Annotated in this window: 21 protein-coding genes; 7 read left to right on the top strand and 14 right to left on the bottom strand. The window is 65.0% G+C overall.

What is annotated here, in order from left to right:
- Genes KF941_RS20405 through KF941_RS20395 form a run of 3 tightly spaced genes read right to left on the bottom strand, consistent with a single transcriptional unit; the run spans window position 1 to window position 4,912 of the window.
- Entirely contained in the window at window positions 1-3,126 is a 3,126-nt protein-coding gene (locus tag KF941_RS20405; RefSeq protein ID WP_214274364.1) for an efflux RND transporter permease subunit, read from the bottom strand.
- A 4-nt stretch (window positions 3,127-3,130) separates the two neighbouring features.
- Window positions 3,131-4,306, bottom strand: coding sequence for an efflux RND transporter periplasmic adaptor subunit (locus KF941_RS20400; protein ID WP_036754861.1), 1,176 nt, complete (start codon window positions 4,304-4,306; stop codon window positions 3,131-3,133).
- Window positions 4,307-4,345: 39 nt separating this feature from the next.
- On the bottom strand, window positions 4,346-4,912 hold the full coding sequence (locus tag KF941_RS20395; RefSeq protein ID WP_214274363.1) for a TetR family transcriptional regulator: 567 nt from the start codon (window positions 4,910-4,912) through the stop codon (window positions 4,346-4,348).
- Window positions 4,913-5,057: 145 nt separating this feature from the next.
- Between KF941_RS20395 and KF941_RS20390 the strand changes: the two genes are divergently transcribed.
- Window positions 5,058-5,651 carry a TetR/AcrR family transcriptional regulator gene (locus tag KF941_RS20390; protein ID WP_214274362.1) on the top strand — a complete coding sequence of 198 codons (594 nt, stop codon included), beginning with the start codon at window positions 5,058-5,060 and terminating at the stop codon, window positions 5,649-5,651.
- The gene (locus KF941_RS28580; RefSeq protein WP_214274361.1) at window positions 5,648-6,577 is read left to right on the top strand and encodes an EamA family transporter; all 930 of its coding nucleotides are present in this window, start codon (window positions 5,648-5,650) and stop codon (window positions 6,575-6,577) included. Before KF941_RS20390 ends, KF941_RS28580 begins: the two co-directional genes overlap by 4 nt.
- Before the next feature lie 1,087 nt (window positions 6,578-7,664).
- Here the strand turns inward: KF941_RS28580 and KF941_RS20380 are convergent.
- The 6 genes from KF941_RS20380 to KF941_RS20355 all read right to left on the bottom strand — a co-directional run bounded on the left by KF941_RS20380 (window position 7,665) and on the right by KF941_RS20355 (window position 10,847).
- On the bottom strand, window positions 7,665-8,450 hold the full coding sequence (locus tag KF941_RS20380; RefSeq protein ID WP_084197058.1) for a DUF1217 domain-containing protein: 786 nt from the start codon (window positions 8,448-8,450) through the stop codon (window positions 7,665-7,667).
- Complete coding sequence (gene flbT, locus KF941_RS20375) at window positions 8,447-8,851, bottom strand: flagellar biosynthesis repressor FlbT (RefSeq protein WP_084197056.1); 405 nt, start codon at window positions 8,849-8,851, stop codon at window positions 8,447-8,449. The genes KF941_RS20380 and flbT overlap by 4 nt, the downstream gene beginning before the upstream one ends.
- The gene (locus KF941_RS20370) at window positions 8,848-9,216 is read right to left on the bottom strand and encodes a flagellar biosynthesis regulator FlaF (RefSeq protein ID WP_084197054.1); all 369 of its coding nucleotides are present in this window, start codon (window positions 9,214-9,216) and stop codon (window positions 8,848-8,850) included. The genes flbT and KF941_RS20370 overlap by 4 nt, the downstream gene beginning before the upstream one ends.
- A gap of 64 nt (window positions 9,217-9,280) precedes the next feature.
- A complete protein-coding gene (locus KF941_RS20365) occupies window positions 9,281-10,123 on the bottom strand; it encodes a flagellin (protein ID WP_036754856.1) in 843 nt (280 codons plus the stop codon).
- Window positions 10,124-10,287: 164 nt separating this feature from the next.
- Window positions 10,288-10,602 (bottom strand): hypothetical protein, encoded by a 315-nt coding sequence (locus tag KF941_RS20360; RefSeq protein WP_072462512.1) that lies wholly within the window; start codon window positions 10,600-10,602, stop codon window positions 10,288-10,290.
- Complete coding sequence (locus KF941_RS20355) at window positions 10,599-10,847, bottom strand: hypothetical protein (RefSeq protein ID WP_214274360.1); 249 nt, start codon at window positions 10,845-10,847, stop codon at window positions 10,599-10,601. The genes KF941_RS20360 and KF941_RS20355 overlap by 4 nt, the downstream gene beginning before the upstream one ends.
- Window positions 10,848-10,943: 96 nt before the next feature.
- Here KF941_RS20355 and KF941_RS20350 point away from each other — a divergent pair, with 96 nt between their 5' ends.
- Both KF941_RS20350 and KF941_RS20345 read left to right on the top strand, forming a co-directional pair.
- Window positions 10,944-12,143 (top strand): flagellar hook-length control protein FliK, encoded by a 1,200-nt coding sequence (locus tag KF941_RS20350; RefSeq protein ID WP_214274359.1) that lies wholly within the window; start codon window positions 10,944-10,946, stop codon window positions 12,141-12,143.
- A gap of 9 nt (window positions 12,144-12,152) precedes the next feature.
- A complete protein-coding gene (locus KF941_RS20345) occupies window positions 12,153-12,821 on the top strand; it encodes a flagellar hook capping FlgD N-terminal domain-containing protein (protein ID WP_214274358.1) in 669 nt (222 codons plus the stop codon).
- A 1,197-nt stretch (window positions 12,822-14,018) separates the two neighbouring features.
- Here KF941_RS20345 and KF941_RS20340 read toward each other — a convergent pair.
- The 5 genes from KF941_RS20340 to KF941_RS20320 form a co-directional block, all read right to left on the bottom strand.
- Complete coding sequence (locus tag KF941_RS20340; protein WP_214274357.1) at window positions 14,019-14,366, bottom strand: DUF3325 domain-containing protein; 348 nt, start codon at window positions 14,364-14,366, stop codon at window positions 14,019-14,021.
- A gap of 1 nt (window position 14,367) precedes the next feature.
- Window positions 14,368-15,951 (bottom strand): PepSY-associated TM helix domain-containing protein, encoded by a 1,584-nt coding sequence (locus KF941_RS20335; RefSeq protein WP_214274356.1) that lies wholly within the window; start codon window positions 15,949-15,951, stop codon window positions 14,368-14,370.
- On the bottom strand, window positions 15,948-16,238 hold the full coding sequence (locus KF941_RS20330) for a DUF3649 domain-containing protein (protein ID WP_116220534.1): 291 nt from the start codon (window positions 16,236-16,238) through the stop codon (window positions 15,948-15,950). Before KF941_RS20330 ends, KF941_RS20335 begins: the two co-directional genes overlap by 4 nt.
- 163 nt (window positions 16,239-16,401) lie before the next feature.
- Window positions 16,402-17,757 (bottom strand): YncE family protein, encoded by a 1,356-nt coding sequence (locus KF941_RS20325; RefSeq protein WP_214274355.1) that lies wholly within the window; start codon window positions 17,755-17,757, stop codon window positions 16,402-16,404.
- Window positions 17,758-17,826: 69 nt separating this feature from the next.
- Window positions 17,827-19,857, bottom strand: a complete 2,031-nt coding sequence (locus tag KF941_RS20320; RefSeq protein WP_214274354.1) for a TonB-dependent receptor — start codon at window positions 19,855-19,857, stop codon at window positions 17,827-17,829.
- 282 nt (window positions 19,858-20,139) lie between these two features.
- Between KF941_RS20320 and KF941_RS20315 the strand changes: the two genes are divergently transcribed.
- The 3 genes from KF941_RS20315 to KF941_RS20305 all read left to right on the top strand — a co-directional run bounded on the left by KF941_RS20315 (window position 20,140) and on the right by KF941_RS20305 (window position 23,999).
- A complete protein-coding gene (locus KF941_RS20315; RefSeq protein WP_036754846.1) occupies window positions 20,140-20,646 on the top strand; it encodes an RNA polymerase sigma factor in 507 nt (168 codons plus the stop codon).
- A gap of 11 nt (window positions 20,647-20,657) precedes the next feature.
- On the top strand, window positions 20,658-21,635 hold the full coding sequence (locus tag KF941_RS20310) for a FecR domain-containing protein (RefSeq protein WP_181820604.1): 978 nt from the start codon (window positions 20,658-20,660) through the stop codon (window positions 21,633-21,635).
- 156 nt (window positions 21,636-21,791) lie between these two features.
- Entirely contained in the window at window positions 21,792-23,999 is a 2,208-nt protein-coding gene (locus KF941_RS20305) for a TonB-dependent receptor (RefSeq protein ID WP_214274353.1), read from the top strand.
- The last annotated feature ends 293 nt before the right edge of the window (window positions 24,000-24,292 follow it).

Raw genomic sequence — 24,292 nt, 5'->3', positions numbered from 1 at the left:
TCAAGCGGCCGTATCGCCGCGGATGGGCGCGGACTCGCGGCGGCCGGTCGCCCGGCTGAACAGGCCCAGCACGAAGACGAAGAACACCGGCACGAAGAACACCGCCAGCACCGTGGCCGCGACCATGCCGCCGATGACCCCGGTGCCGATGGCGTTCTGGCTGGCCGCCGACGGTCCGGTGGCGATGGCCAAGGGCACCACGCCCAGCGTGAAGGCCAGCGAGGTCATCAGGATCGGCCGGAAGCGCAGCTTCGCCGCCGTCACCGCCGCCTCGATCAGGCTTTGGCCCTCGTCGCGCAGATCCTTGGCGAATTCGACGATCAGGATGGCGTTCTTGGCCGAAAGCCCGATGATCGCGATCAGCCCGACCTTGAAATAGATGTCGTTGGGCATGTCGCGCAGCATGACCGCGACGACGCAGCCCAGGACACCCAGGGGCACGACCAGCATCACCGACAGCGGGATCGACCAGCTTTCGTAAAGCCCGGACAGCAGCAGGAAGACGAACAGGATGCTCATGGCGTAAAGCAGCGTCGCCTGGCTGCCGGCCTGGATCTCCTCCAGCGACTGCCCGGTCCATTCGTAGCCGAAGCCCTGCGGCAGTTCGGCCGCCAGCCGCTCCATCTCGGCCATGGCGGCGCCGGAACTGTAGCCCGGCCCGGCGGCGCCGGCGATGCGGACCGCCGGATAGCCGTTATAGCCCACGACCTGCGACGGCCCCTGTTCCCACGCCACGCTGGCGAAGGACGAAAACGGCACCATCCCGCCATTGGCGTTGCGCACGGTCAGCGCCAGGATGTCCTCGGCCTGCATGCGCGAGTCCTCCTCGGCCTGCATGACCACGCGCTGCATCTTCCCGGCATTGGGGAAGTCGTTGATATAGGCCGAGCCGAGGTATTGCGAGATCGTCGCCGAGATGTCGGCGAAGGTCACGCCGAAGGCATTGGCCTTTTCGCGGTCGATGGTGACGAAGACCTGCGCGGCCGAGGGCAGCCCCTCGATCCGCAGCCCGGTGGCGATGCCGTTTTCCTGGGCCTGGGCAATGATCTGCTGGGCGGCGGCCAGCAGCGCCTCCTGCCCCTGCCCGCCGCGGTCCTGCAGGCGGAAGCTGAAGCCGCCGGTGGCGCCGAAGCCGGGGATCGGCGGCGGTGACAGTGCGAAGGCCTGCGCGTCCTGATAGCCGAACATCTGCATGTTCGCGGCATTGGCGATGTCCTGCGCCGATTGCTCGCGCTCGGCCCAGTCCTTGAAGGTGACGAACATCAGCCCCGCATTCGGCCCCTGCCCCGAAAAGCTGAAGCCGCGGATCGCCACGGTATTCTCGACCGCCTCGTTCTGCTGGAACATCTGCGTGGCCTGGGCCAGCACCTCGTCGGTGCGGTTGGAACTGGCCGTGGCCGGGGTCTGGATGTCGGCGATGATGAAGCCCTGGTCCTCGTTCGGCAGGAAGCTGGAGGGCAGGCGAAGGAAGCCCATGGCCGTCGCCCCGACCAGCACCAGGTAGAAAGCCATCATCACCAGCCGCCGCCGCGTGACCAGCCCGACCGCGCCGGTATAGCGGTCGGTCAGCCGGTCGAAATTGCGGTTGAACCAGCCGAAGAAGCCCTTCCTTTCGTGATGGCCGCTGATCGGCTTGAGGAAGGTCGCGCAAAGCGCCGGGGTCAGCGTCAGCGCCAGGAAGGCCGAGAACAGGATCGACACCACCATGGTCAGCGCGAACTGGCGATAGATGATGCCCGAAGAGCCGGGAAAGAAGGCCATCGGCACGAAGACCGCCGCCAGCACCAACGTGATGCCGACGATGGCGCCCGAGATCTGGCCCATGGCCTTTTTGGTGGCCTCGCGCGGCGGCAGGCCCTCGGTCGCCATGATGCGTTCCACGTTCTCGATCACCACGATGGCGTCGTCGACCAGGATGCCGATGGCCAGCACCATGGCGAACATGGTCAGCACGTTGATCGAGAACCCCGCCGCCAGCATGACCGCCACCGTCCCCATCAGCGCGATGGGCACGACGATGGTCGGGATGATGGTATAGCGGAAATTCTGCAAGAACAGGAACATCACCACGAAGACCAGCGCCATGGCCTCGACCAGCGTATGCAGCACCTTCTCGATCGAAGCCTCGACGAAGGGGGTGGTGTCGTAGGGGATTGTGTAGCTCACCCCCTCGGGGAAGAACTGCGACAGCTCCTCCATTTTCTGATGCACCGCCTCGGAGGTGTTCAGCGCATTGCCGGTGGCCGACAGCTGGACACCCAGCGCCGCCGCCGGCTTGCCGTTGATGCGCGAGGCGAAGCTGTAGCTTTCCGCCCCCACTTCCAGCCGCGCCACGTCGCGAAGCAGCACGGTCGAGCCGTCGGGATTGGCGCGCAGCACGATCTTGCCGAACTCGTCCACGTCGTCGAGCTGACCCTTGATCAGCACGGTCGCGGTCAGCTGCTGGCCGATGGGGTTCGGGTCGGCGCCGACCTTGCCGGCCGCCACCTGCGCGTTCTGCGCCCGCACCGCCGCCACGATCTCGGCCGAGCTGAGGTTCAGCCCGGTCATCTTGGCCGGATCGACCCAGATGCGCAGCGCGCGTTCCGGGGCAAAGACCTGCGCCCGGCCCACACCCTCGATGCGGCGAATCTCGCCCACCACGTTGCGGTTCAGGTAATCGCCCAGCGCGATGTCGTCCAGCGAGCCGTCGTCCGAGGTCAGCGCCACCATCATCAGGAAGCCCGTGCCCGCCTCTTCGATCAGCACGCCCTGGTCGACCACGCTTTGCGGCAAGAGCGGCTCGACCCGCGCCACGGCGTTCTGCACGTCGACCTGGGCGCGGGCGATGTCGGTGCCCGGCTCGAAGGTGGCGGTAATCGACATGGCCCCGGAACTGTCCGAGACCGATTCGTAATAGGCCAGCCCCTCGACGCCGTTCAGCTCGTCCTCGATGGGCTGGGCGACCGCCTGGTTGATCTCGCCCGGCGCGGCGCCGGTATAGGCGGTCGAGATGGTGATCTGCGGCCAGGCCACCTGCGGATATTGCGCGACCGGCATCATCGGCAGCGCCAGCACGCCGGCGATGACGATGAAGATGGAAATCACCCAGGCCAGCACCGGCCGGTGAATGAAGAACCGTGCCATCGCCCTACTCCTGCGCGGGCGCTTCGGCGGCCGCGGCGGCGCCGGCCGGCACCCTGGGGGCCTCGACCGGCTGCGCCACCACCTTGGCGTCGGGGTAAAGCTTCTGCGCCCCCAGCACCACGACGCGGTCGCCCGGCTCCAGCCCGCTTTCCACCAGCCAGCGGTTGTCGGTGGTCTGGCCCAGGGTCACGTCGCGGCGCTCGACCGTCTCGTCATCCTTCAGCGCATAGACATAGGCTTGGCCCGACTGGTCGCGCTGCACCGCCATCTGCGGCACGGTCAGGGCGTTGTCGCGCATGGCCTGCTCGATCCGCACCCGGACGTAAAGGCCGGGCAGCAGCTCGCCCTCGGGGTTCGGGAACTCGGCGCGCAGTGTGATCTGCCCGGTCGAGCTGTCCACGCTCGCCTCGGAAAACAGCAGCTTGCCGGGATGGGCATATTCGCTGCCGTCGTCGAAGATCAGCCGCACCGCCGCCTCGTCGGCCGACATCATCGCCAGCTGCCCCGCCGCCAGGGCCCGGCGCAGCGCGAAAAGCTCCGAGGAGGACTGGGTGAAATCCACATAGACCGGGTCGAGTTGCTGGATCGTCGCCATGATGTCGGTCTGGGCGTTGACCAGCGCCCCCTCGGTCACCAGCGCGCGGCCGACCACGCCGGCGATGGGCGCCGTCACCTCGGTATAGGAACGGTTCAGCTGCGCCTCTTGCAGCGAGGCGCGGGCAATGGCGACATCCGCCTGGGCCTGGGCCAGCGCGGTGGCGGCATTGTCCAGGTCGACCCCCGCCGTTACCTTGCGCTCGCGCAGGGCACGGGCGCGCTTTTCTTGGTCGGCGGCGTTCAGCGCGGTGGCCTCGGCGCGGGCCAGCGCACCCTGGGCGCTGGCGACGCGCACGTCATAGGGCGCCGGGTCGATGCGATAAAGCACATCGCCCGCCTCGACCTTGCCGCCCTGTTCGAAGACGCGCTCGACGACGATGCCGCCGACGCGGGGCCGCACCTCGGCGATGCGGGTCGCGGCGACTCGGCCGGGCAGTTCGTTCACCACCGGCAACGCCTCGGGCGTCATCACCTGCACGCTGACCTGGGGCGGCGGCAGTTGCTGCGCCGCCACCGGGGCGGCCGCCGTCAGGCAGCAAAGCACAAGCCCGGCGCAAAGGCCGGGAGACAGTCTCATGGTCATGGTTCTTTCCTGGGAGGGCTGAATGGTTGGGGGGAGGGATCAGTCTCCGGCTGTGCCGGGGTCGCTTTCCGCGACCGCCATCAATTCATCAAGGATCTCATCGCGGGTTTCCTGGTCGAAGCGGTGGAAGCCGAAATATTCCAGGAAGGCCATGCCGTGCAGCGTCAGCAGCGCCATCAGCATCCGGCGCCGGTCGGCCGCCTCGGCCGCGACCGCCTCGGCATCGCCGGCCAGCACCTCGCGCATGATCTCGCGGCATTCGGCATGCTCGCCCATGCTGGCGCTGATCAGCAGCGCCATGTCCAGTTCCTCGTCGGTCGGAACCCGGCGATATTCATCGATCAGCGCGCGCAGCCGGGCATTGGGCTCGCCCTCGTGCCGGGCGCGCACCTCGGCGAATCGCGCCCGGTGCTGGGCCATCTTGTGGCGGATGAAGGCGGCCAGCAGCCCGGCCTTGCTTTCGCAGTCATAGACCACGCTGGACTTGCTGATCCCGGCCTCCCTGGCCACCGCGTCGATGCTGAGCCCGGCAATGCCCGAGCGCCGCGCCACCCGTTCGATGGCGCCCATCAACTCGTCGCGGTTGATCGTGCGCTTGCGTCCCATATCCACCACCAAGATTTCAATACGGTCGTTCGTTTATAATTTTGACCCTCTCCTGTCAACCGCTTCTCCGCGTCGGATGCCGCAAGCCCTGCTTGACTCGCCGGGCCAGCCATAGGTATACCGACCTACCTACTTCGTGGAGGCGATGATGGAAGCTCCCCAGCCCCCAGCGCCGGAAAGCGCGCGCGAACGGCTGCTCAAGGCGGCTGCCGTGCTGTTCTACAACAACGGCATCGGCGGGACCGGCATCGACGCCATCGTCGAGCGCGCGGGCGTGGCGAAGAAAAGCCTCTACAACAACTTCTCCTCCAAGGCCGACCTGGTGAACCAGTATCTGCAGGCGCGGCACGAGGAATGGCTGGGCCTCCATGAAGCTCGGGCGCGGGATGCCGAAACACCCTGCGCGCGGGTGCTGGCAGTGTTCGACGCCTATCAGGACCATGCCGAGCATGAATACGAGCGCGGCTTTCGCGGCTGCGGGTTGCTGAACGCCGCCGCCGAACTGACCGCCGGCGACGTCGGCCGCCAGGCCGTCCGCCACCACAAGGAAGAGGTCGAAGCCCTGCTGGCCGCGCCCCTGGCCGAACTGCTGCCTGATGATCCAGACCGCGCGGCCCGGCTGGCGCAGCAGCTTTCCTTCCTGCTGGAAGGGGCCATCGCCCGCGCCGGGCTGGAAGGCACCAGCGCCCTGGTGCATGAGGCCCGCGCCATGGCCTCGAACATGCTGGAGGCGCTGTGAGCAGCCCGTCCAGGGATCACGGCATCGGCGTCGCCGCGGTCCTGTTCTCCTCGGTCGTCTGGGGCACCACCGGCACCGCCGCCACCTTCGCGCCCGAGGTCGGCCCGGCCGCCATCGGCGCGGCGGCGATGGGCGTCGGCGGGCTGCTGCAGGCGCTGCTGGCCGGCGGGCGCATCGCCCGCGCCCTGCCGGAACTGGCACGGCATTGGCGCAACCTGCTGCTTGGGGGGCTGGCGGTGGCGATCTATCCGCTGGCCTTCTACGCCTCGATGCGCCTGGCCGGGGTGACCATCGGCACGGTGGTGACCATCGGCTCGGCACCGCTGCTGTCGGCCCTGATCGAATGGCTTTTCGACGGCGCGCGGCTGTCGCGGCGTTGGCTGGCCGGGGCCTCGATCGGGCTTCTGGGCATGGTGCTGCTGTGCCTGGCCGAGGATGCGGGACACCAGGCCGGCGAGGGCGCGACCCTGCTCGGCATCGCGCTCGGCCTGGTCGGCGGGCTGACCTATGCGCTTTACTCCTGGACGGCGCGGCGGCTGATGCTACGCGGCATCCACTCGCGCGTGGCGATGGGCGCGACCTTCGGCATCGGCGGGCTGCTGCTGATGCCGGTGCTGGTCGCGACCGGCGGGCCGTTCCTGGCCTCGTGGGGGAATGCCGCGGTGGGCATCTACATGGCGCTGGTGCCGATGTTCCTGGGCTATGTCTGCTTCGGCATCGGCCTGGCGCGGATTTCCGCCAGCATAGCGACGACGATCACCCTGATCGAGCCGGTGGTGGCGGCGATGCTGGCCATCCTGGTGGTGGGCGAGCGCCTGCTGGCGCTTGGCTGGATCGGCGTGGTGCTGGTCGTCGCTTGCCTGGTGGTGATCACCGTGCCGGTCAGGCTGAAGATACGCCCGGTCCGCACCGCGCAGAAGGCATGAAAACCCGCCATGGCCGGGCTTGTGACCGGCACCGGACCCCCTGATGCCTCGCGGCTGTCCCATTGGCCGGGATCGCCCCCGCCCATCGCATCGGCCCTCGGCAGCGCCGTTCTGACACCGCCCGCCTGTCAAGCCGAGGCAGGAGCGCGCCCTGGTCGCACCTCCGTTGCCCCTGGAAAAGAGCAATCGCCAAGGTGATGCTGACCAAGCGCGGCGCCGGTTGACTTCGCATAGGTGCCGAACGCGATGCGCGACCTGGCTCGAACCCGTGCCACCGCAATGCCGGTGCTGCACAAGGCGCGGAGGCACCTGCCGGGTTTTCCGCTGCGCCACGGTCGCAGCCATCCCGAAAGAAAATGCTGGCTGAATACCTGATCGGCGCACCTAATGTCGCCGCGCTCCCCACAGCAGGCAGAACAGATCCTGCTCCAAGACTGCCAAGACCGAAATGCGGGTCGAGCATTTGCCAGGACGAATCAAGGAACTCCTCCCGAAGCCTGGCGCCGTTTATCCCAGGGGTACACCACGTCGCGACCATTGGCGTTGTCGCCGAGGGCAGCGGGTTTCGACACTCCGATAATCCTCGGCGGCCGATTGCTTCTCTCGCACCGACACCGCCGAGCATTCGAACGGTACCGCCGGAGCGGGATCGGCAAGACCGGCAGATGGCGTGCGCAACCATTCTTTCCAACCTGCAAGCGACCAGCCCCTTCCGCTTGTAAGGTTCTGGTGCGGTCATCTCCCCCCGCAAAAACACCCGCGGATTCGCCTTCCAGTTCGACCCGCATCTCTGTCCGCGCACATGTGGATCCAACGAAATCAAGCTGCGCAGCGCGGCCATGGCTTCCACCTTAATGTCCAAGGGGAACAGAACGGTGACGAAGTTAGTGATCTGGACCCGGTAAGCTCCCTGAGGCCGGGATGGCGTCGCAGGACAGGTGGCTCTGTCGCAATGGCGATGGCCACCCGCAGCTGCGCCCTCTGGGCTTCAAGCTTGCGCTCTCGGGTATCAATCGAGATCAAGCAAGGACAACTCCCACAGGCACGTCTTCCCATTTCTTAACGTAAAATATTACGGAATAGCTGCCTATGCTCTCAACAAGGCAAGGGCATTGGCATAACGAGAGCTCCCCGATGACACACTCATCTGGCTACGCAAAAGAAAATGCCTGAGAACAAGATCAAGACCATCGCCTGATTCGAACTGGCTCACGCTATTGCTTCCGGTAAGTCTCTCGGTTCTCACCTTCAGCTCCGAAAGCTGCCTATCAATGGAAAGAGAGGAAAATCCGGTTCCAATACCATAAGCTCCTTCAAACACCTGGCGCAGAGGCTTAGACGCGAGAATTTGATACCATTTCGTATTTTCACTTGCATCTGAAGTCGCAATATTTAGCAATTCTCGCTGCGCGTTCAACGCCAGCTCAATTTCCGCATGCCTTTCCCCGATATTCCTCTCGAATGATCTCGACTCATATTTCTCAATAATCGCACCGACATCAACCCTAGCACCTTGCCCCTCCGACGAAAAATGGAGCGCCAAACCCTGATTCAGGGCAAGGTAACGCTTATCTGCAAGCCTATTTACCAAACTACCCTTATCGGCAGGATCGGATTCAATAACCTTTCTTAAAAAGAACTTGTTGTTAACGTCAGAATCCAACCCAAAGGCACGCAGCACGACCACCAACAGTTTTCTGTCATTGACCAGCTCTTCGGCAGTCTTAATGTTCTGAATGTTCTTCTGAAAATAATCCTTGGAAACCCTTATGTCATGACTCTTGAGAAAAGCGCTACGCTGCTTCACCATCGTACGCTCAAGAATCTTCCAGCCCGCATACCCTCCCGATCCCGCCTGAACATTATAACTCATGGCTTACCTATGGCCATTAACCTTGACTCCCTTGGAATAAGCAGTCTGAGCTTCCTAAAGGCCCCGTAGTAATCCCCTTCAATTACTGCATTGGAGGCGAAATCAAGCAAACTGCCACTGTCCAGATCACGAAAAACTTGAGACAACTGCTCTATACCGTAGAGAACCTGCCTTCGCCCCTCATCCTCAAGAGCATCTCCGGTGAGAACGAGTTGGCAGATATAGCATATCCTCGAAACCGGAGAGTTGACAGAATCTGGATGTATGGCATCTCTTAATCTAAGGATACTGGTATTCGGCGTAAGAATTGATACCTTGGAACGCTTATCGCCGTTTTCTATTACGGCACCGTTCACCAGAATTCTTTCGCGAGGAGCCAGCTTGAGAACAAGGCCTGTCATGAATTCATGTCCCCTCGCAAACCCTTCATTATTCTGATGTTTATTTCTATGAGCGGCTCAGCAGAGGCGCGTTCCAACAGGATACGACGGCCTTGCTTGAGAGAGAAAAAAGCAAGCGATAGCAGGCCCGCCTTTACCTCTGGAGGTAGACTGTTTTCCTCATGGGCAAGATCGGCAGCTATGACAGTCCAAAGCTGGCTACTGGCGTTTACCGCCTCTATCATCGCATAACGATCATCGATTTTAGTTGCGTTCTTGAGCTTTTGCGTTACCTGGGAAAACGCAAAATACTCATTATCCCTGTCTGTTCGAACATGCCGCGAACCAAAATTCGTGTCAGTGCTTTGAAAATTTGCAAGCTTCACGTCAGGAGACCCATTCTAGACCTATATTGGAACGAAGGGCGCCCCACAGGGCGCCCTTGGTAGATTATCGGAATAGCGACAGAATCGTTTGCGGCGCCTGATTGGCGATCGACAACGCCTGCACCCCAAGCTGCTGCTGGGTCTGCAGCGCCTGCAGACGGGCTGACGCTTCCTCCATATCGGCATCCACCAGCGCACCGATGCCGGCAGTCAGCGAATCGGCCAGCTTCGATACGAAATTCGATTGATCGTTGATCCGCTTGGCGGCCGTACCAAGTTCTGCTGCCCCTGTCTTCGCGATGTCGAGCAACGCCTCGATTTCACCAACCGCAGTTCGTGCCGTGGTGCTGTCCGTGATGGTCGTGATTGTAGCGCCTTCAATATCCGCCTCGAAGTCCACAGAATTGACCGTAATCGTCTGCGCAGTGGTTACAGCTGTACCCGCCGTCCGGTCCAAGGACGCCAAGACGCTGAAGGATGTCGCAGTACCGATCGGATTGGTCTTGAGCAGATTGACCCCATTCATCTGGGTTCCGTCAATCGTCGAAATAATCTGGTTCCTTTTCTCCACGATCTGCTCGTTCACAGTCGCAAAATCGTTCGCATCACTGCCGGCACTGCTTGCCAGCCTTCTCATTTCATCAAGCAAATCACGGATATCTTCAGCACCGTCCCGCGCAGTCGTCACCACCGCCGCAGCAAGATTCAGGTTGCTCTGAAGCGTCTTGAAGACTGCTTGGTCGGATTCCATGACCTTCGAAATGGCCCAAACCGCAGCGTTGTCCTGTGCGTTGGCGACCTTTTTTCCGGTCGAAATCTCATTCTGGGCTTTCGTCAGATTCGCATTGATCCCCTTCAGGGTTTGCAGCGCGACCATCGCGCCATTATTGGTCAGAATGCTGGACATCTTCAATCTCCATTCCTGGGTGGTTTACCCGTTTCTAGTGCAAGAGGCCTTCTGACCTACGGGACGGACCCGATGACTATGTCACGTCATTCGATCTATCCGCCCTTCCTGAATAAACTCCTGACCAGGCGACCCAGGCAATCAAAGACTACAGAAAAGTTTACTCAAAATCTTCTATCATGCGGTGAAGAAATAGGATTGCCGATCCTGCGGCCCTGGCGATCATAGGTGTTCAGGTGGCGCGACAAGGCTGCGATCTCGGCAAGCTGCCGCTGCGCGGCCGCCACACCGTCGCAGGCAGCACTGGCGAGGGACAGAATGTCGCGCAGCAGTTCGGCAGTTTCTGCAACCCTGTCCCTTGGCATCGCGCCAGAGTGAACAAGCACTTCAAATTCCTGCATTTTCACAAGGGCCGAATCGGTTTGGAATACCAGAAGATCCTCCCTCGCCTGTTGGAGCAAATGTAGGGCTTTTGTCATTCGATCTCCTCGTTACGTCGTTGAAATCCAATATCAATTCGTTCCGCGATGGCTTCCGCATAGGTATCGTTCAGCAGGCTTGCAAATTGCGATTCGCCGATGCCGCCGCCGAACTCACCGGTCGGCTGTCCGGGTCCGGCGAGCTTCAGCATTTCCACAAGAAATGCCTGCTCGAGTCCATCGACGACGCTCGGTTTCGGTCGGGTTGTCGTGCAGGCGATTCCTGCTGCCAGAACTCTCTCCATGCCAGGCTCTTTTCTGAATAAAAGTTTCAACAACGGGTGACTTTATCTGGCATAAGTAAATATTTGGTAATCTTGCTATGCCAATCTGGCAGCAACTTGATCGGCACAGAGGGGATCCAAGTGGATGTGGGTTTTACATGTCACCAAGCAGCAGCTGCGCCACTTGGCGTGCAGTGCAACAGTGCGGTTCGGCTAAGCACTTGCAAAACCGCTGATTTTTCTGGTTTTTTCGGCATCCAGCTGCAAGACGACCCTACGGCGGAGCCGATCGAATCGCCCGTCCATTCCACTGCATCCGACCATGAAGATATCCTTGCCGATGCAGATGATACGGCCGACAGTTCGGTTCTTGATCTGGCCGCCGATCCGACCGTTGCAGCCGATCAGCTATCTCTCGGCAGTTCGGACCATATCGGTGCCGCCGGAGAGAGACAAATCACAGCAGAGCCGTTGGTGGAGGAAAGCGAATGGGTGGAAATGGTATCGGATTTCTTCGAATACGCCGATCAGAAACCGGGGAGAGCAGAGATCCTGCATCATGAGCTCTCGGAACGAGGCCTCAGCACCTACGCAGGCATGTCGAGCAATGGTCATACTCTCAAAAATATATTCGGCGGTAATTTTCTTGAAAATTCTGCCGATGAAGGCTCTCTACACGGCCACAAGGAACACGATCTCATAAAAGTTACACCTCTACCGAATGTTGCGGCATTTTCAAAATCCGACCCGATCGTAATGGAGAGCTTATCCGAACCCTTCACCGACACAGCCATGATGGATTTTCATATGAGTAACGAGGGTCAAGATGCAATCCCTTTAAAGGATTATGAGATAAAGGCTCCAGCCTCTCATGAAGGTGACCATGCTGAAAGATCCATCAAGACCTCGAGCTTTGACCCACGCCAAGTTATACGCCAAATAGGGCGAGAAGTTACACCTACGCAGGTTGCTGCGCGGGTTGAGGTTATTCTTGATCCGGCAGAATTGGGGAAAGTTCGGATGCTGATATCACCGGGCGACAATCCGGCTGTAACGATCCTTGCCGAACGGCCAGAGACGTTCGATTTGTTGAGGAGAAACATAGATCTACTCTCAAAGGAGCTTCGTGACGCAGGGATTTCAGGCGCAGACATCTCATTTTCCGATGGTGAGGAGGGATGGAGCTCGCAAAACAATTTTTTGGCGAGAAAGCCTAATCCTCTGCCAGAATCGGCGCCGCAGCCATATCTGGAAACTACGGACTCGATTAAAATTACCGCAACCTTTGTGAACACCGGAATTGATATCAGGATCTAGGGGAAAGAGATGGTGACTATCAATACAACTTCTGCGGTTGGCGGAATTGATGCAAGAAGCCTCCAATCCTCAAAAGAATCCAGCGAAACCAGCTCCACGAACCAGTTCGAAATGTTCCTGAAGATGCTGACGACGCAGATCAAGAACCAGGATCCGCTTAATCCAATGGAGAACACGGAATTTGCCGTGCAGCTTGCGACATTTTCCGGGGTTGAGCAGCAGGTTCAGACCAACTTGCTTCTGACGCAGCTTCTGGGCAATATCGATGGAGGGGAGATCGGTCAGCTTTCGACCTGGATAGGCCGGGAGGTGAGAACGAATGCTCCTGTATGGTTCGACGGATCCTCCTTGATACTGGCGGCGGACAGAAGCGCGAATGGCGAAAGTGTTACGCTCGTTACGCTGAATGAACAGGGCAAAGAGGTGCTACGACAAGCCATAGGATCAATGTCTGGGGAGATTGAATGGCATGGTCGATATGCGGATGGCACTTCACTCCCTGCGGGATTTTACACCTTCCGCATCGAGGAAGAAAGCAGCAACGGCAGCGTGACCCTACGCGATGTCGAATCCTATAGTCGCGTGACCGGGATCGAATTAACCCAAAACGGCGCCGAACTGGTCCTGAAAGGCGGCGGATCTGCAAGAGTCGATCAGGTCAGCGGCCTGCGGGAATGATTTGCTTCGATCAGCTATCCGGTTTACAGAACACGGTTTCATCGCAAGGAGTCGCCCTGTCTCGCAGCAAAGGTCGGCGAAGTATCTGGACCACCCACGTTCCCGGAGACATGTTGCGCGATCGATATTCAGCGACTGCTAGGCGGTGAAACCCATGTCATGCGAGTTGAGCGAAAAATGCCACGGATACGAGGAAAATGACCTTTTACTCGCAATTCCAGCCGCCGGATTTGCACCGAGAAGCAGCGCGCTAGGCAGCGTTAGGACCAATTCGACCCGCATGGATTCTTCCGCTTCTTGTAACGTGAACCGGCAGTTTCACGGCGGCAAAGCCAGACCGGAGGCTGCTTTAAACTTACACGTTCTGACAGTTCGCCTTGGTATTGGAGGAGATTCCACGGAGGTAACGAAATTCTATAGCCGTCGGGGGAACGCAGTATTTCCATATTTGCCGTCGGATACGACAAAAGGCTTGCTTCACGATCGCCTTGATGGCGCCCGGTAAAGCAAACCGAAGTGCGGGCCTTCATCCGCACACACGCCACGGCACGGTTCCGCCATATCGGCTATAGGACGACGGGCGCGCCGGCATCAAGGCATAGCAGCATCAGGTCTTGTCGCCGCCCCTGCCACGACAACGACCGCCTGACCGCCCGGCTACCTCGTCAGGACGGAGGGCGCGAACCCCGCTGGCGAGCTTGAGCCAGGCTCATCAGGCCGGACGGGGCCCGCGTTCCAGGCAACTGCACGTCCGGGTCGCCTCGAAACGCCGGGGGGCGTGAGCCCGCGGAAGCGGCGGCAGGTCATGACACGCCCGGCCGCCAGCAACACCGCTAGCAGACTGCGGAGAAAGGGCCCTGACAGGGCGTCGTGGCGGAATTCGTTCTGGATTCGGCGAAGATCGGCCTGAAAACCGGGAATTTCCGGCAGAATTGAGGCGGATTTCCCGGTTCCCGGCCCAAGCTCTCCTGTCGCACGGATTTTTTCAGCAGCCTGCTAGACAGCTGCTAATGTAAACAGCCGCTATTGGGGGCCTGCGTGCAAATGATGACGGATGCCGGGGCCGGCGGCCGCGCGGATGGCGCGCCGGGCCACCAGGGAAATGCCAAGGAAACCCGGCTCAATCCCCGCCTTACCAGCAAAACGGGCGGTCCGAGCGGCGGGCGACCGCGCGGGCCATGGATGCCGATACGCAGGTCACGGATGCAAAAATACCGGCAGGACCAGCAGCAGGATTGCCGCGGTCCCGGCCCCGGCCAGGGTCGTTCGCCACCAGCCGGGGGCATAGGTCAGCATCATCGCGACCGCGAAGGCCGCCACGGACAGGATGCCCAGCCAGGACGAAACCGCGACAGCGGGGTTTCCCCACCAGATCAGCGCGGGCCAGGCCGACAGGCCCAGCAACACAGCGCCGGTGATCCGTAACAGCCAGACCAGCCCTCGGCCAGGCTTGCGGCTGCGCAGCTGCTCGTGGTGCCGCGGCATGGCCAGGGCCAGCGCAAGGAACGCCAGGTAGCAAAGGACAAGGGACAGCCAGACCAGCATCCTACTCTCCCGGAACCTGGCTGGCCTGGACACGGGCGCGTGGCTTCGGTGCCTTCACCCGTCCGGGCCGGGCCCTCCAGGCGGCATGAGCGCAGGCAAGGCCGCACAGGATCGCCATCAGATCGACCGAGGCCAGCACCCAGTTCCCCTGCCCCATCGCCTGCAACAGGCTGGACGGGCCGGTCGCCGCGTTCAGCGGCGGCAGGGCCAGAAGCAGCAAGGCGGCAAGGCCAAGCTGCTCGCTCCAGGCTTTCGCGGGCGGGCGCAGGAAGGGCCAGAGCGCCGCGGCGAGCCAGATCAGGAAGAAGGCGCGGATCTCCAGCAGCGCGCGTTCCGGCGCATCGGCCGGGATCAGCCGGTTGGCCCAGAAATAGCCCGCCGTGGCCAGCGTGAGCCCGGCGATGCCGCCGATGTTCAGCCGCTCGACCAGCCACAGCCCGCGGGGCTGGCGCTCGGCACGGGAATGCCTGGCGACGCGTTTCGACACCCACAGCACCAGCCCGCTGCCCACCATGACGGTCCCGGCCAGGCCGGCGACGAAGAACAGCCAGCGCAGCGCGGTATCGGCAAAGCGGGCGCGATGCAGCGCGCCGAGCGCGTGGTTCACCTTTGCCGTGGCCGAGGCCTCCGGCCGGCCGGTCTGTTCGATCAGCGCCCCGCTCAGCCCGTCGAAGCGCATCCGCTCAACCCCGTTCGCGCCCGAGCCGCTCTGCACCGTCAGCACCGAATTGCGCTGCGGGACCAGGACGATCTCGGGCCGGGGGCCGTCGAGCTTTTCGATGCCGATCCGGCCGACCGGCATGGCCCAGGCCGCCTCGGCCTGCGCCAGCAGCGACGCCAGCGGGACCAGTTGCGGCAGCGCCCGTTGCGGGGGTGGCGCGGCAACGGCGGCGGATGCCTGGGGGGTCGGGCCGCGCGGCGCGGGGCGGTCCACCACCAAGGGCATCAGCGTCGCCGCGAACAGCACCAGCCCCGAAAAGGTGATCATGACATGATAGGGCAGCGCCAGCACCGCGGTCATGTTGTGGATGTCCAGCCAGGAGCGCTGGCCCTTGCCGGGGCGGAAGGTGAAGAACTCCTTGAAGATCTTCTTATGGGTGATGACGCCGCTGATGATGGCCACGAACATCGCCATGGTCGCGATGCCGACGATCCAGCGCGCGAAGCTGCGCGGCAGGCCGTAAAGCTCGAAATGAAAGCGATAGAGGAACTCGCCCCCCGCCGTCGGGCGCGGCGAAAGCGTCGCGCCCGTGGCGGCGTCGATCACCATGGTCTCGCCGCCGCGCCGTCCCGCCTGCTCGCCCGGCTTGGCCCAGGACAGCGCCAGCACCGGGCTGCGCTCGTCTGGCAGGGTGATGTTCCAGCTTGCCGCCTGCGGCGCGACCTCGGCCAGGCGGGCCAGGGCAAGCCCGGCCGGGTCGGCGCCCTGGACCGAGCCGTGCAGCTCGGGGCGCATCCAATAGGTCACCTCGCTGCGGAAATAGGCGATGGTGCCGGTCAGGAAGATCGCAAAGAGCAGCCAGCCCAGCAGCAGCCCGGTCCAGGTATGCAGCCAGGCCATCGACTGGCGAAAACCGTTCTTCATGCGCCACCCCCCGGCAGGGTCGCGACGACCAGCGCAAACAGCGCCGCGGCGCCCAGGATCCCCGCCCAGGCCCGTGCGGCGCTGCGGCAGGCGAAGGCCCAGACCGAGGCCGCGGCGAAGACGACGAAGGACAGCATCAGCGCCAGCTGCGCGGCATCGCGCGGCGGCATCGGCACCAGCCTGGCAAAGGCCGGCACGAAGAGATTGGCGGCCAGGTAGCCGCCCAGGATGGCGGCAAGGCTGCGCGAGGCGACCGAGAGCCGCTGCCGGGAAACGGGCTCAGGCATGGCACCCCTGCCGGGACGGGGGCTGGCAACGGGCGAAGGGCTGGGCGTTGGCGGGCATGGATGGGGTCCGGGATACTGGGTGACGGGACGAGGCGGTCTCTGCCCCCAGAGGGACGGGGCAGAGACCGGGGACCGCGCGCGGCAGGGACACCGCGCCTTGCGGTCACGCCTTGGGCGCGATGCGGGTCAGGCGGTCGCCTTCGGGATCGTCCTTGCCGCGCGCCTTGTTGACCGAGAACACCGTGCCTTCCGGGGCGACGACCAGGTGGTTGGGGAAGGAGCCGCCATCCAGGTTGGCCTTGATCTCGCCCGTGGCGGCATCGAGGACCGTGATCGTGTCCGAGGCGCGGTTGGCCACGAACAGCCGCCCGCTTGCGGCGTCGAAGGCGACGTTCAGCGTGCCCGCGCCGACCGGCGTGTCGAACAGCACCGCGCCGCTTTCGCCGTCGATCGCGATCACGTTGTCGCTGCCCTGCGAGGCCACGAAGACCCGCCCGGTCGCCGGATCGAAATCCACGCCCGAGGGGGTCTTGGCGCCCGGCAGCGCCAGGATCTTCACCTCGCCCGAGACCAGGTCGATACGCGCCAGCTCCGGCGTGCGCAGCGAGACGGTGTAAAGCCGGCCGGCCTTTTCATCCAGCGCCAGGCTCATGGTGGCGAACTGCCCGCCGCGCTCTGCGGATTGCAGCTCGAACCCGTCGAGCTTTTCCAGCGTCTTGGTGTCGAAGGCCTCGATCCGGCTGCGATGGGTGCTGACATAGGCGCGGCCGCGCGCGGCGTCGATCACCACGTCGCGCGGCTTTTCGACCGAGCCCGCCTCGAACTGCCTGACCAGCGACAGGTCGTCCTGGGCATAGACCGCGACCGCGTCCTGGCGGGTGTTCGTGACCCATAGGGTGCCGTTCGCATCGTCCACGGCGATGCCGAAGGCGCCGAAATCGCCGGGATTGACCTCGGCCAGAACCTCCAGCGTGCCGGCGTCCAGCTTGGCGATGCTTGACGTGCCCTCGGGCGGCCTGCCCACGGCGGAGGCCACGAAAACCGTGCCGTTCTGCGCGCTATGGGCGACCTGGTAGACGCCGGGCCCCACCTTGGCCGAGCGGATATCATAGCCCTCGGCCCCGGCAAGCGGCACCTGGGGCGAGACCTTCAGCTCGGCCACGCCAGCGGTGTCCGGGCCTTCGGTCTGGACGACGACCGGATGCAGGCCGACCGCCGCGTCCTGGGGCAGGTCGAAGGCAAAGCTGAAGCCGCCCTCGGCATCGGCCTGCATGTCCTGCGGCGACAGCAGCGTCTTGCCGCGTTGCAGGCTGACCTGCTGCTGCGGGGCAAAGCCCGAGCCGCTGACCTCGACCTTGCCGCCGGCATGGATCGCGCCGCGCTCGGGGCCCGAGAACATGACGCGGCCGGCGAAATCCGCGGGCGTGTCGAAAGCGGTTTCCGCGCTCAGCCCCGAGGCCGAGGCGAAAAACGCGGCCAGGGTCAGCGCCCGGCCTGCATTGCGAAGGGGAAAAGCCATGTCGGCTCCTGAAGTTGCGATTGGCATGAACCGGCCGCCGCTGCGGCGGCCGGAGGGGGTTCCGGTGGTTCAGAAGGTGCTGGTCAGGCCCATGTAGAACCGGCGGCCGTCGTTGTAGCCGGTATTGTCGAAGGTCTTGTCATCGACGTTGTAGATGGCCAGGCTGCCCATCACGTGGTCGTTGAAGTGATAGTCGGCGCCCAGGTCGACGATCGCATGCTCGCGGATATAACCGCTGCCGGTATCGGTGGTGGCGCTGCGATACTGGACGTTGCTCCACAAGGACAGCGCATCCGTGGCCTGCCAGTCGAGGCCAAGGTTCGCCACATGCAGCGGGCTGTTGTTGAAGGCGGTGCCGACGGCGTCGCCCTTGGTGATCTTGCTGTCGGCATAGGTATAGTTGAACGAGACATCGACGTTGCGCAGGGTGAAGTCCACCGTGGCCTCGACCCCGTTCAGCTCGGCGGCGTCGCGGTTGACGTATTGGTTGATCCACTTGATCGGATCGGTCGGGCTGTTCATGCCGCAATCCGTCGGCAGGCCCGGAACCGGCGTGTCATGGGCGCAGATCTGCTCAGTGGTGATCTTGTTCTTGAACCGGGTGTGATAGGCGGTCAGGCCCAGCTGCACGCCGCCCGCGGTTTCCCAGATCGCGCCGATTTCATAGTTGGTGCTTTCCTCGGGCTTCAGGGCGGTGTTGCCCTGGTCGCGCGCCCGGCCGTCGCCGCCCGAGGGCTCGAAGATGTTGCTGTCGGCCTGTTTCAGCGTCGGCGTCTTGTAGCCGCCGCTGACCCCGCCCTTCAGCGTCAGCGAGGGGTTGGCGTGCCAGACCGCATAGACCCGCGGCGTGACCTGCGAGCCGTAGCGTTCGTTATGGTCGTAGCGCAGGCCCAGCGTCAGGGTCAGGTCGTCGCGCAGGTGGAAGTTGTCCTCGGCGAACAGCGCCCATTGCCAGCGGGTCATCTCGGGATCGACGCTGACCCGCTCGGGGTCGTGGCGGGTGGTCTCGTCCCGCCAGTCGGCGCCAAAGGTCAGGTCGTGGCGGCCCAGGCTCATGCTGGTCCGGGTGTTCAGGTTCAGCATCTCGTAGCCCGAGACGTTCGAGCCGTTCTCGAAATCGACATCCTCCAGCGTCAGGAAGCTGTCGGTGCGATAGTCGTTGCCCCAGGTGATTTCATGCGAAAGGCCGTAGTTCATGCGCTTGACGCTGACGCCGCCGGGCGTTCCGCCGCCCTGCGGGGTCGAGATGGTGTCCTGTGCGCTATAGACCGTCTCGAAATCCAGGTTCTGCGTCTCGTCGATCTTCCAGGTCAGGCGGGCGCCCAGCGACTTGCGCTCGATGTCCTGGGACTGGTAGCTGACGCTGCCGCCGCGGCCCGCGACGGCCATCTCGTCCTTGCTGCGGTCATGGCGCGAGCCGAACAGCGCCAGCCCCAGCCGGTCCTGGACCAGCGGCCCGCTGAGATAGAACCGCCCCTCGTTGGCATCGCCGGCGCCACCATGCTTGTAATGGCTGCTGCCCAGCGTCAGCGAGCCCGACCACACATCCGAGATCGGCTTGGTGATGATATTGATCACCCCGCCCGAGGCGGCAGAGCCGTAAAGCGAGGACATCGGGCCGCGGATCACCTCGATGCGCTCGATGGCCGAAGGCGGCGGCAGATAGGACATCGCCAGCCCCGAGCCGAAACCGTTGTAGGTCGCCTCCTGCGAGTTGCCGATGGGCTTGCCGTCGACCAGGGTCAGCACATAGCTCTCGCCCAGGCCGCGGATCGAGATGGTCTCGGCCCCGGACCGCCCCGAGGGCGCGCTGACGATCACGCCCGGCACGTTCTTCAGCACATCGGCCACGGTGGCATAGGGCTTCGAGTTGATCTCTTCGCCGTCGATCACCGTCACCGTCGCGGGGGCGTCCGGCAGGGCCTGGGCCTGGCCGGTCGCGGTCACGACCACGGTATCAAGCTGCACCACCGCCTGCTCGTCCTCGACCGTCGCCTGTGCCAGCGCCGGCGCGGCGGGCAGGGCCGCCGCCCCCGTCACCGCCAGCCACAACGGCAGCCGGCCCAGCATATCGGCCGTGGTGTTCTTCAATCCTCTCATCGGTTCGGTCCCTCTTTCCTGTTCGGCGTTCGGCCTTGTTACGAGGGCTTCACGCACCAGGGCGGCGGACACTGAACCCGATCGCAGAGTTTTTTTGTCGGCTTTCTCGGCGCGACTGTATCGGAACTGCAACAACGGCCCGCCGGGCGCCGGCCAGAGGGGTGGACAGCCCGTCCCGCCGCGGCCTAATCTCGCCCCGGTCAGCCGATGCGCCGCGCGCATTTCGCCAGAACGCTCTTCCTGCCCCGATGCGGACCCCGATGCGGATGTTTGGCTGCTGCGATGTCTTCCTGCGACAGTGACAAGGTTGGCCGGCTTTACCGCGACGAGGGCGCGCGGCTGGAACGCCAGATCGCGCGGCGCATCGGCAACCGCAGCATCGCGCGGGATCTGGTGCATGACGTCTTCCTGCGCTTCTGGGAACGGGCGGGCGAGCTGCGCGGCAATCCCGCCGCCTTCGTGACCCGTTCGGCCCGCAATGTCGCCATCGACCACCTGCGCCGCGAAAAGGTGCGCTGCACCCATGCGGCCGGGGCCGAGGCCCCCTTGCCGGCGCAGGATCCGGCCTTCGACGCGCTTTCGGCGCAGCAATCGGGGGATGCGGTGCGCAGGGCCATCGCCGACCTGCCCGAGACCACCCGCCGGCTTTTCCTGATGAACCGCGCCCAGGGGCTGAGCTTCCAGGAAATCGCCGCGATCTGTGGCATGTCCGAACGGAACGTGGCAAAACACATGGCCAAGGCCGTGGCCCGCTGCGCGCAGGCCCTGGAAGATCTTCGCAACGAATGAGGGCCGCCCCCTTGCTGCCACGACCCGATCCGCAGGAACGACTCCGGGCAGAGGCTGCGGATTGGGTGGTGCGGATCGTGGCCGATCCCGCGCTGGAACACGACCCGGCCTTTCGCCGCTGGCTCGGGGGCGGCAAGGACCGGGCACGCGCCTTTGCCGACGCGCGCCTGGCCTGGCAGATCGCCGGCGAGGTCGGCGGCACGGTCATGGCCGGCACGCAGCCCATCCGGCCGGCGGGCCAGCGTCCGTCAGGGACGGGCCGGGGCTGGTTCCGCCCCCTCGCCGCGGGCCTCGCGCTTGGCGCCTGCGCCATGGCCGCGCTGTGGCTGGACCTGGCGCGGCCCGACCTGCGGCTGCGGCTGCTGGCCGATCACGTCGCCCGGCCCGGTCCGGCGCAGGATCTGGCGTTGCCGGACGGCAGCCGGACCCTGCTCGACGGCGGCTCGGCGCTGGACTATGCCGAGGACGGCGCCACCCGCCGCGTGACCCTGCGCTCCGGCGCCGCCTTCTTCGATGTCCAGCGGGACGGGCGCCCCTTCTCGGTCCGGCTGGGCGGGAACGAGGTGCGCGTGCATGGCACCCGCTTCGAGGTGCGCGATTGCGGCGGCTGCATGCTGGTCACGCTGGAAGAGGGCCGCGTCGAGATCCTGGACCCGCAGGGACAAAGCCTGGCGATGCTGGAACCGGGGCAGCAGGCCCGCATCCCCGCGCAGCCCGGCGCCCGCCCGCTGGTGCAGCGGGTCGACGTGCCCGACGCGCTGTCCTGGCGCGAGGGCCGCTTCACCTTCTACGACGCCAGCCTGCGCGAGGTCGCCGGTGTCCTGCAACGCCACGGCGCGGGCGCGATCCTTTTCGCCAGCGAGACGCTGGCCCGGCGGCCGATCACCGGCAGCATCAGCCTGGCCGACCCCAGGGGCGAACTCGAGGCGCTTGCCGAGGCCGTGGGTTTCCGCATCCTGCCCCTGCCCGGCGGCAGCCTGCTGATGTAGCCCTGCATTCCGGGCCGGGGCGCGCCGCCCTTGCCCGTTTCCGCCAGCCCTTCCGCCAGCGCCTGAAAAACGAAACCGCGGGTTCAGCGTGCCGCCGGCTCATGCGTCGAGCATGTGTGGGGCGGCATTCGGCCGGCCCCTCGCACGGAAGGAACGATGTCGCCGCTCTTGTCTCGATACGGGGTCTCGCTGCTCGGGCTGGCCGTCCTGCTGTCGCTGGGCTGCGCCGCCGCGCCCGCGCCGGCCGTCGCGGCGGCCGGGCAAGCCGCGGCGGCGGAATACGACTTCGACATTCCCGCGCAGCCGCTGGCGCGGACGCTCAACCGCATCGGGCAGGTCGCGGGCCTCTCCGTGCTGGTCGAGGGGGATGGCGCGGCCCTGGTGGCCCCGCCGCTTTCCGGGCGCATGACGCTGGACGCGGCCCTGCGCAGCGTGCTGCCCGCGGGGCGGGGCCGGCATCGCTTTACCGCGCAGGGCAGCCTGGTCGTCGAACTGCCGGCGCCGGCGGATGAGGCCGCGCCCACGGTCACGCTGAAGACCGTCGTGGTCACGGCGACCGGCTATCCCCAGCAGCTGGCCGATGCGCCCGCGACGATGACCGTGGTCGGGGCCGGGGATCTGGCCCGCCGCCCCGGCCCGACCCTGGCCGAGGCGCTGCGCGACGTGCCGGGCCTGTTCGTCGGCGCGCCGGGCCGCGACGGCGGCACCCCGATCACCCTGCGCGGCATGGGGCAGCCCTATGTGCTGTTCATGATCGACGGCAAGCCGCTCAGCGCCTCCGAGGAGGCCGCCTATAACGGGCGCGGCGTGGGCGCCAAGGCCGGCTTCCTGCCCCCCGTCCCCGCCATCGACCGGATCGAGGTGATCCGCGGCCCGATGTCGGCGCTTTACGGATCGGCGGCCTCGGGCGGCGTCGTCAACGTCATCACCCGGCCGGTGCCCGACGCCTGGACGGGCAGGCTGGACCTTGGCCTGACGCATGACCTTGGCCCCGGCAGCGCGAACGAGGCGCGCTTCATGCTGGGCGGGCCGCTGGTCAGCGACCGGCTGGGGCTGATGCTCTACGGCTCGCGCCATCGCCAGGACGGGGCCGTCGCGCCTTCGTCCTCCGGGCGGCGGGCCAACCTGGGCGGCAGGCTGGGCTGGACCCCGGCGCCGGACCAGTCGCTGGAACTGGACCTGTGGGGCAGCCGCCTGCGGCTGGACGAGGGCGGGCCCGCAGCCCCGGCCCCGACCGTGATCCGCGACCGGGGCACCAGCCTGACCCACCGCCTGCGCCGCGGCGACGAGGCCGAGACGGTTTCCTTCCTGTTCCGCGAGACCACGGATTTCGATGCCGGCAATCGCAGCGGGCACGAGGCGCTGACCTTCGGCACCCGCTCGACCCAGCCCTGGGGGCGGCATCACCTGACCTTCGGGTTCGAGCATCGCCACGAGCGCACCCGGCACGACCCCGGCCGCCTGCCCGATTCCGCCGTCACCGATCCCGGCCGCTGGCACCAGGCGCTTTACGCCGAGGGCAGGCTGGCGCTGTCGCCCGACCTGACCCTGACGCTGGGCCTGCGCCACGACCGCAACCAGAGATACGGCGCGCAGCTGACGCCCAGGGCCTATGCGGTCTGGCGCCCCCTGCCCGGCCTGACCATCAAGGGCGGGTTCGGCAGCGGCTACCGGGTGCCGGCGCTGAAACAGGCCGACGACGGGGTGTGGGAGCCGTCGGGCGGCGACGGCCGCTCGCGCGACCGCGGCAACAGCGCCCTGAAGCCCGAGCGGAGCAGCAATTACGAACTGGGCCTGGTGTGGGAGGGGCAAACCGGCCTCCAGTTCGGGGCGACCGCCTTCTACACGCGGTTTCGCGACCGCATCGGCCGGGTGGACCTGTGCCGCACGCCCGCGGGTCAGGCCCCGGCCTGCGTGCTGAACGGCGCGCATTACGTGGCGGTCACGCAATACCGCAACCAGGACGAAGCCCGGCTGCGCGGCGTCGAGCTGACGCTGGACATCCCGCTGGGGGATGCGACGGTGTCGGCGAATTACACCTGGTCGGATTCCCGCATCGCCAGCGGCCGCAACGCCGGGCAGCCGTTTCACAACCTGCCCCGGCACATGCTGAACCTGGCGCTGGACTGGCAGCCGGACGAGGCGCTGAACCTCTGGGCCCGCGCCCGCTATCGCAGCACCTCGCAGGCGCTTGGCCGCACCGCCGGGCTGCGGGCGCATCTGGTCGTCGATCTGGGGCTGGACTACCGCCTGCGCGAAGGCGTGACCGGCGCCATCGGCCTTTACAACGTCGCCAACGTGGTGCCGGACGAAAGCATAGTGGAGGGGCGGCGGCTCTACCTGGGCCTCAGCAACTCCTTCTAGGGGGCATCGGCCCGGCCCGCCGCCGGGCCCGGCGGCGGGCCAGCCATCGCGATAGCGGCCGCACCTGCCCTCGCCGATTCGGTCGTCCGCACAGCGACAGCCGCGGCGGCACTCGTCATGGTCGCGCTACGCGTCCTGGCGGCGGTGGCGTTCGGCCTCCTCCGGGCCAAAGCAGGACGCCGCGTCGTCCCCGGCGGGGTCCATCCAGTCCCGGTCCCGGCGGTCGCGCCAGCCGTCATCGTCCGGTAGCCGCGGCGATAATCGCCGGGGCCGCCACGGACATGGTCGTCATC

It is taken from the genome of Paracoccus sp. pheM1 (genome assembly GCF_018499825.1).
Classification (GTDB): Bacteria; Pseudomonadota; Alphaproteobacteria; order Rhodobacterales; family Rhodobacteraceae; genus Paracoccus; species Paracoccus versutus.
Note: the sequence above shows the minus strand (reverse complement) of the source record. Positions and strands in the feature narration are given on the sequence as shown.

Bases quoted from the DNA above. Each gene is read 5' to 3' on its own strand.
- KF941_RS20405 (WP_214274364.1), bottom strand. From the start codon at position 3,126: ATGGCACGGTTCTTCATTCACCGGCCGGTGCTGGCCTGGGTGATTTCC.
- KF941_RS20400 (WP_036754861.1), bottom strand. From the start codon at position 4,306: ATGACCATGAGACTGTCTCCCGGCCTTTGCGCCGGGCTTGTGCTTTGC.
- KF941_RS20395 (WP_214274363.1), bottom strand. From the start codon at position 4,912: ATGGGACGCAAGCGCACGATCAACCGCGACGAGTTGATGGGCGCCATC.
- KF941_RS20390 (WP_214274362.1), top strand. From the start codon at position 5,058: ATGATGGAAGCTCCCCAGCCCCCAGCGCCGGAAAGCGCGCGCGAACGG.
- KF941_RS20380 (WP_084197058.1), bottom strand. From the start codon at position 8,450: ATGAGTTATAATGTTCAGGCGGGATCGGGAGGGTATGCGGGCTGGAAG.
- flbT (WP_084197056.1), bottom strand. From the start codon at position 8,851: ATGACAGGCCTTGTTCTCAAGCTGGCTCCTCGCGAAAGAATTCTGGTG.
- KF941_RS20365 (WP_036754856.1), bottom strand. From the start codon at position 10,123: ATGTCCAGCATTCTGACCAATAATGGCGCGATGGTCGCGCTGCAAACC.
- KF941_RS20360 (WP_072462512.1), bottom strand. From the start codon at position 10,602: ATGACAAAAGCCCTACATTTGCTCCAACAGGCGAGGGAGGATCTTCTG.
- KF941_RS20355 (WP_214274360.1), bottom strand. From the start codon at position 10,847: ATGGAGAGAGTTCTGGCAGCAGGAATCGCCTGCACGACAACCCGACCG.
- KF941_RS20345 (WP_214274358.1), top strand. From the start codon at position 12,153: ATGGTGACTATCAATACAACTTCTGCGGTTGGCGGAATTGATGCAAGA.
- KF941_RS20340 (WP_214274357.1), bottom strand. From the start codon at position 14,366: ATGCTGGTCTGGCTGTCCCTTGTCCTTTGCTACCTGGCGTTCCTTGCG.
- KF941_RS20335 (WP_214274356.1), bottom strand. From the start codon at position 15,951: ATGAAGAACGGTTTTCGCCAGTCGATGGCCTGGCTGCATACCTGGACC.
- KF941_RS20330 (WP_116220534.1), bottom strand. From the start codon at position 16,238: ATGCCTGAGCCCGTTTCCCGGCAGCGGCTCTCGGTCGCCTCGCGCAGC.
- KF941_RS20325 (WP_214274355.1), bottom strand. From the start codon at position 17,757: ATGGCTTTTCCCCTTCGCAATGCAGGCCGGGCGCTGACCCTGGCCGCG.
- KF941_RS20320 (WP_214274354.1), bottom strand. From the start codon at position 19,857: ATGAGAGGATTGAAGAACACCACGGCCGATATGCTGGGCCGGCTGCCG.
- KF941_RS20315 (WP_036754846.1), top strand. From the start codon at position 20,140: ATGTCTTCCTGCGACAGTGACAAGGTTGGCCGGCTTTACCGCGACGAG.
- KF941_RS20305 (WP_214274353.1), top strand. From the start codon at position 21,792: ATGTCGCCGCTCTTGTCTCGATACGGGGTCTCGCTGCTCGGGCTGGCC.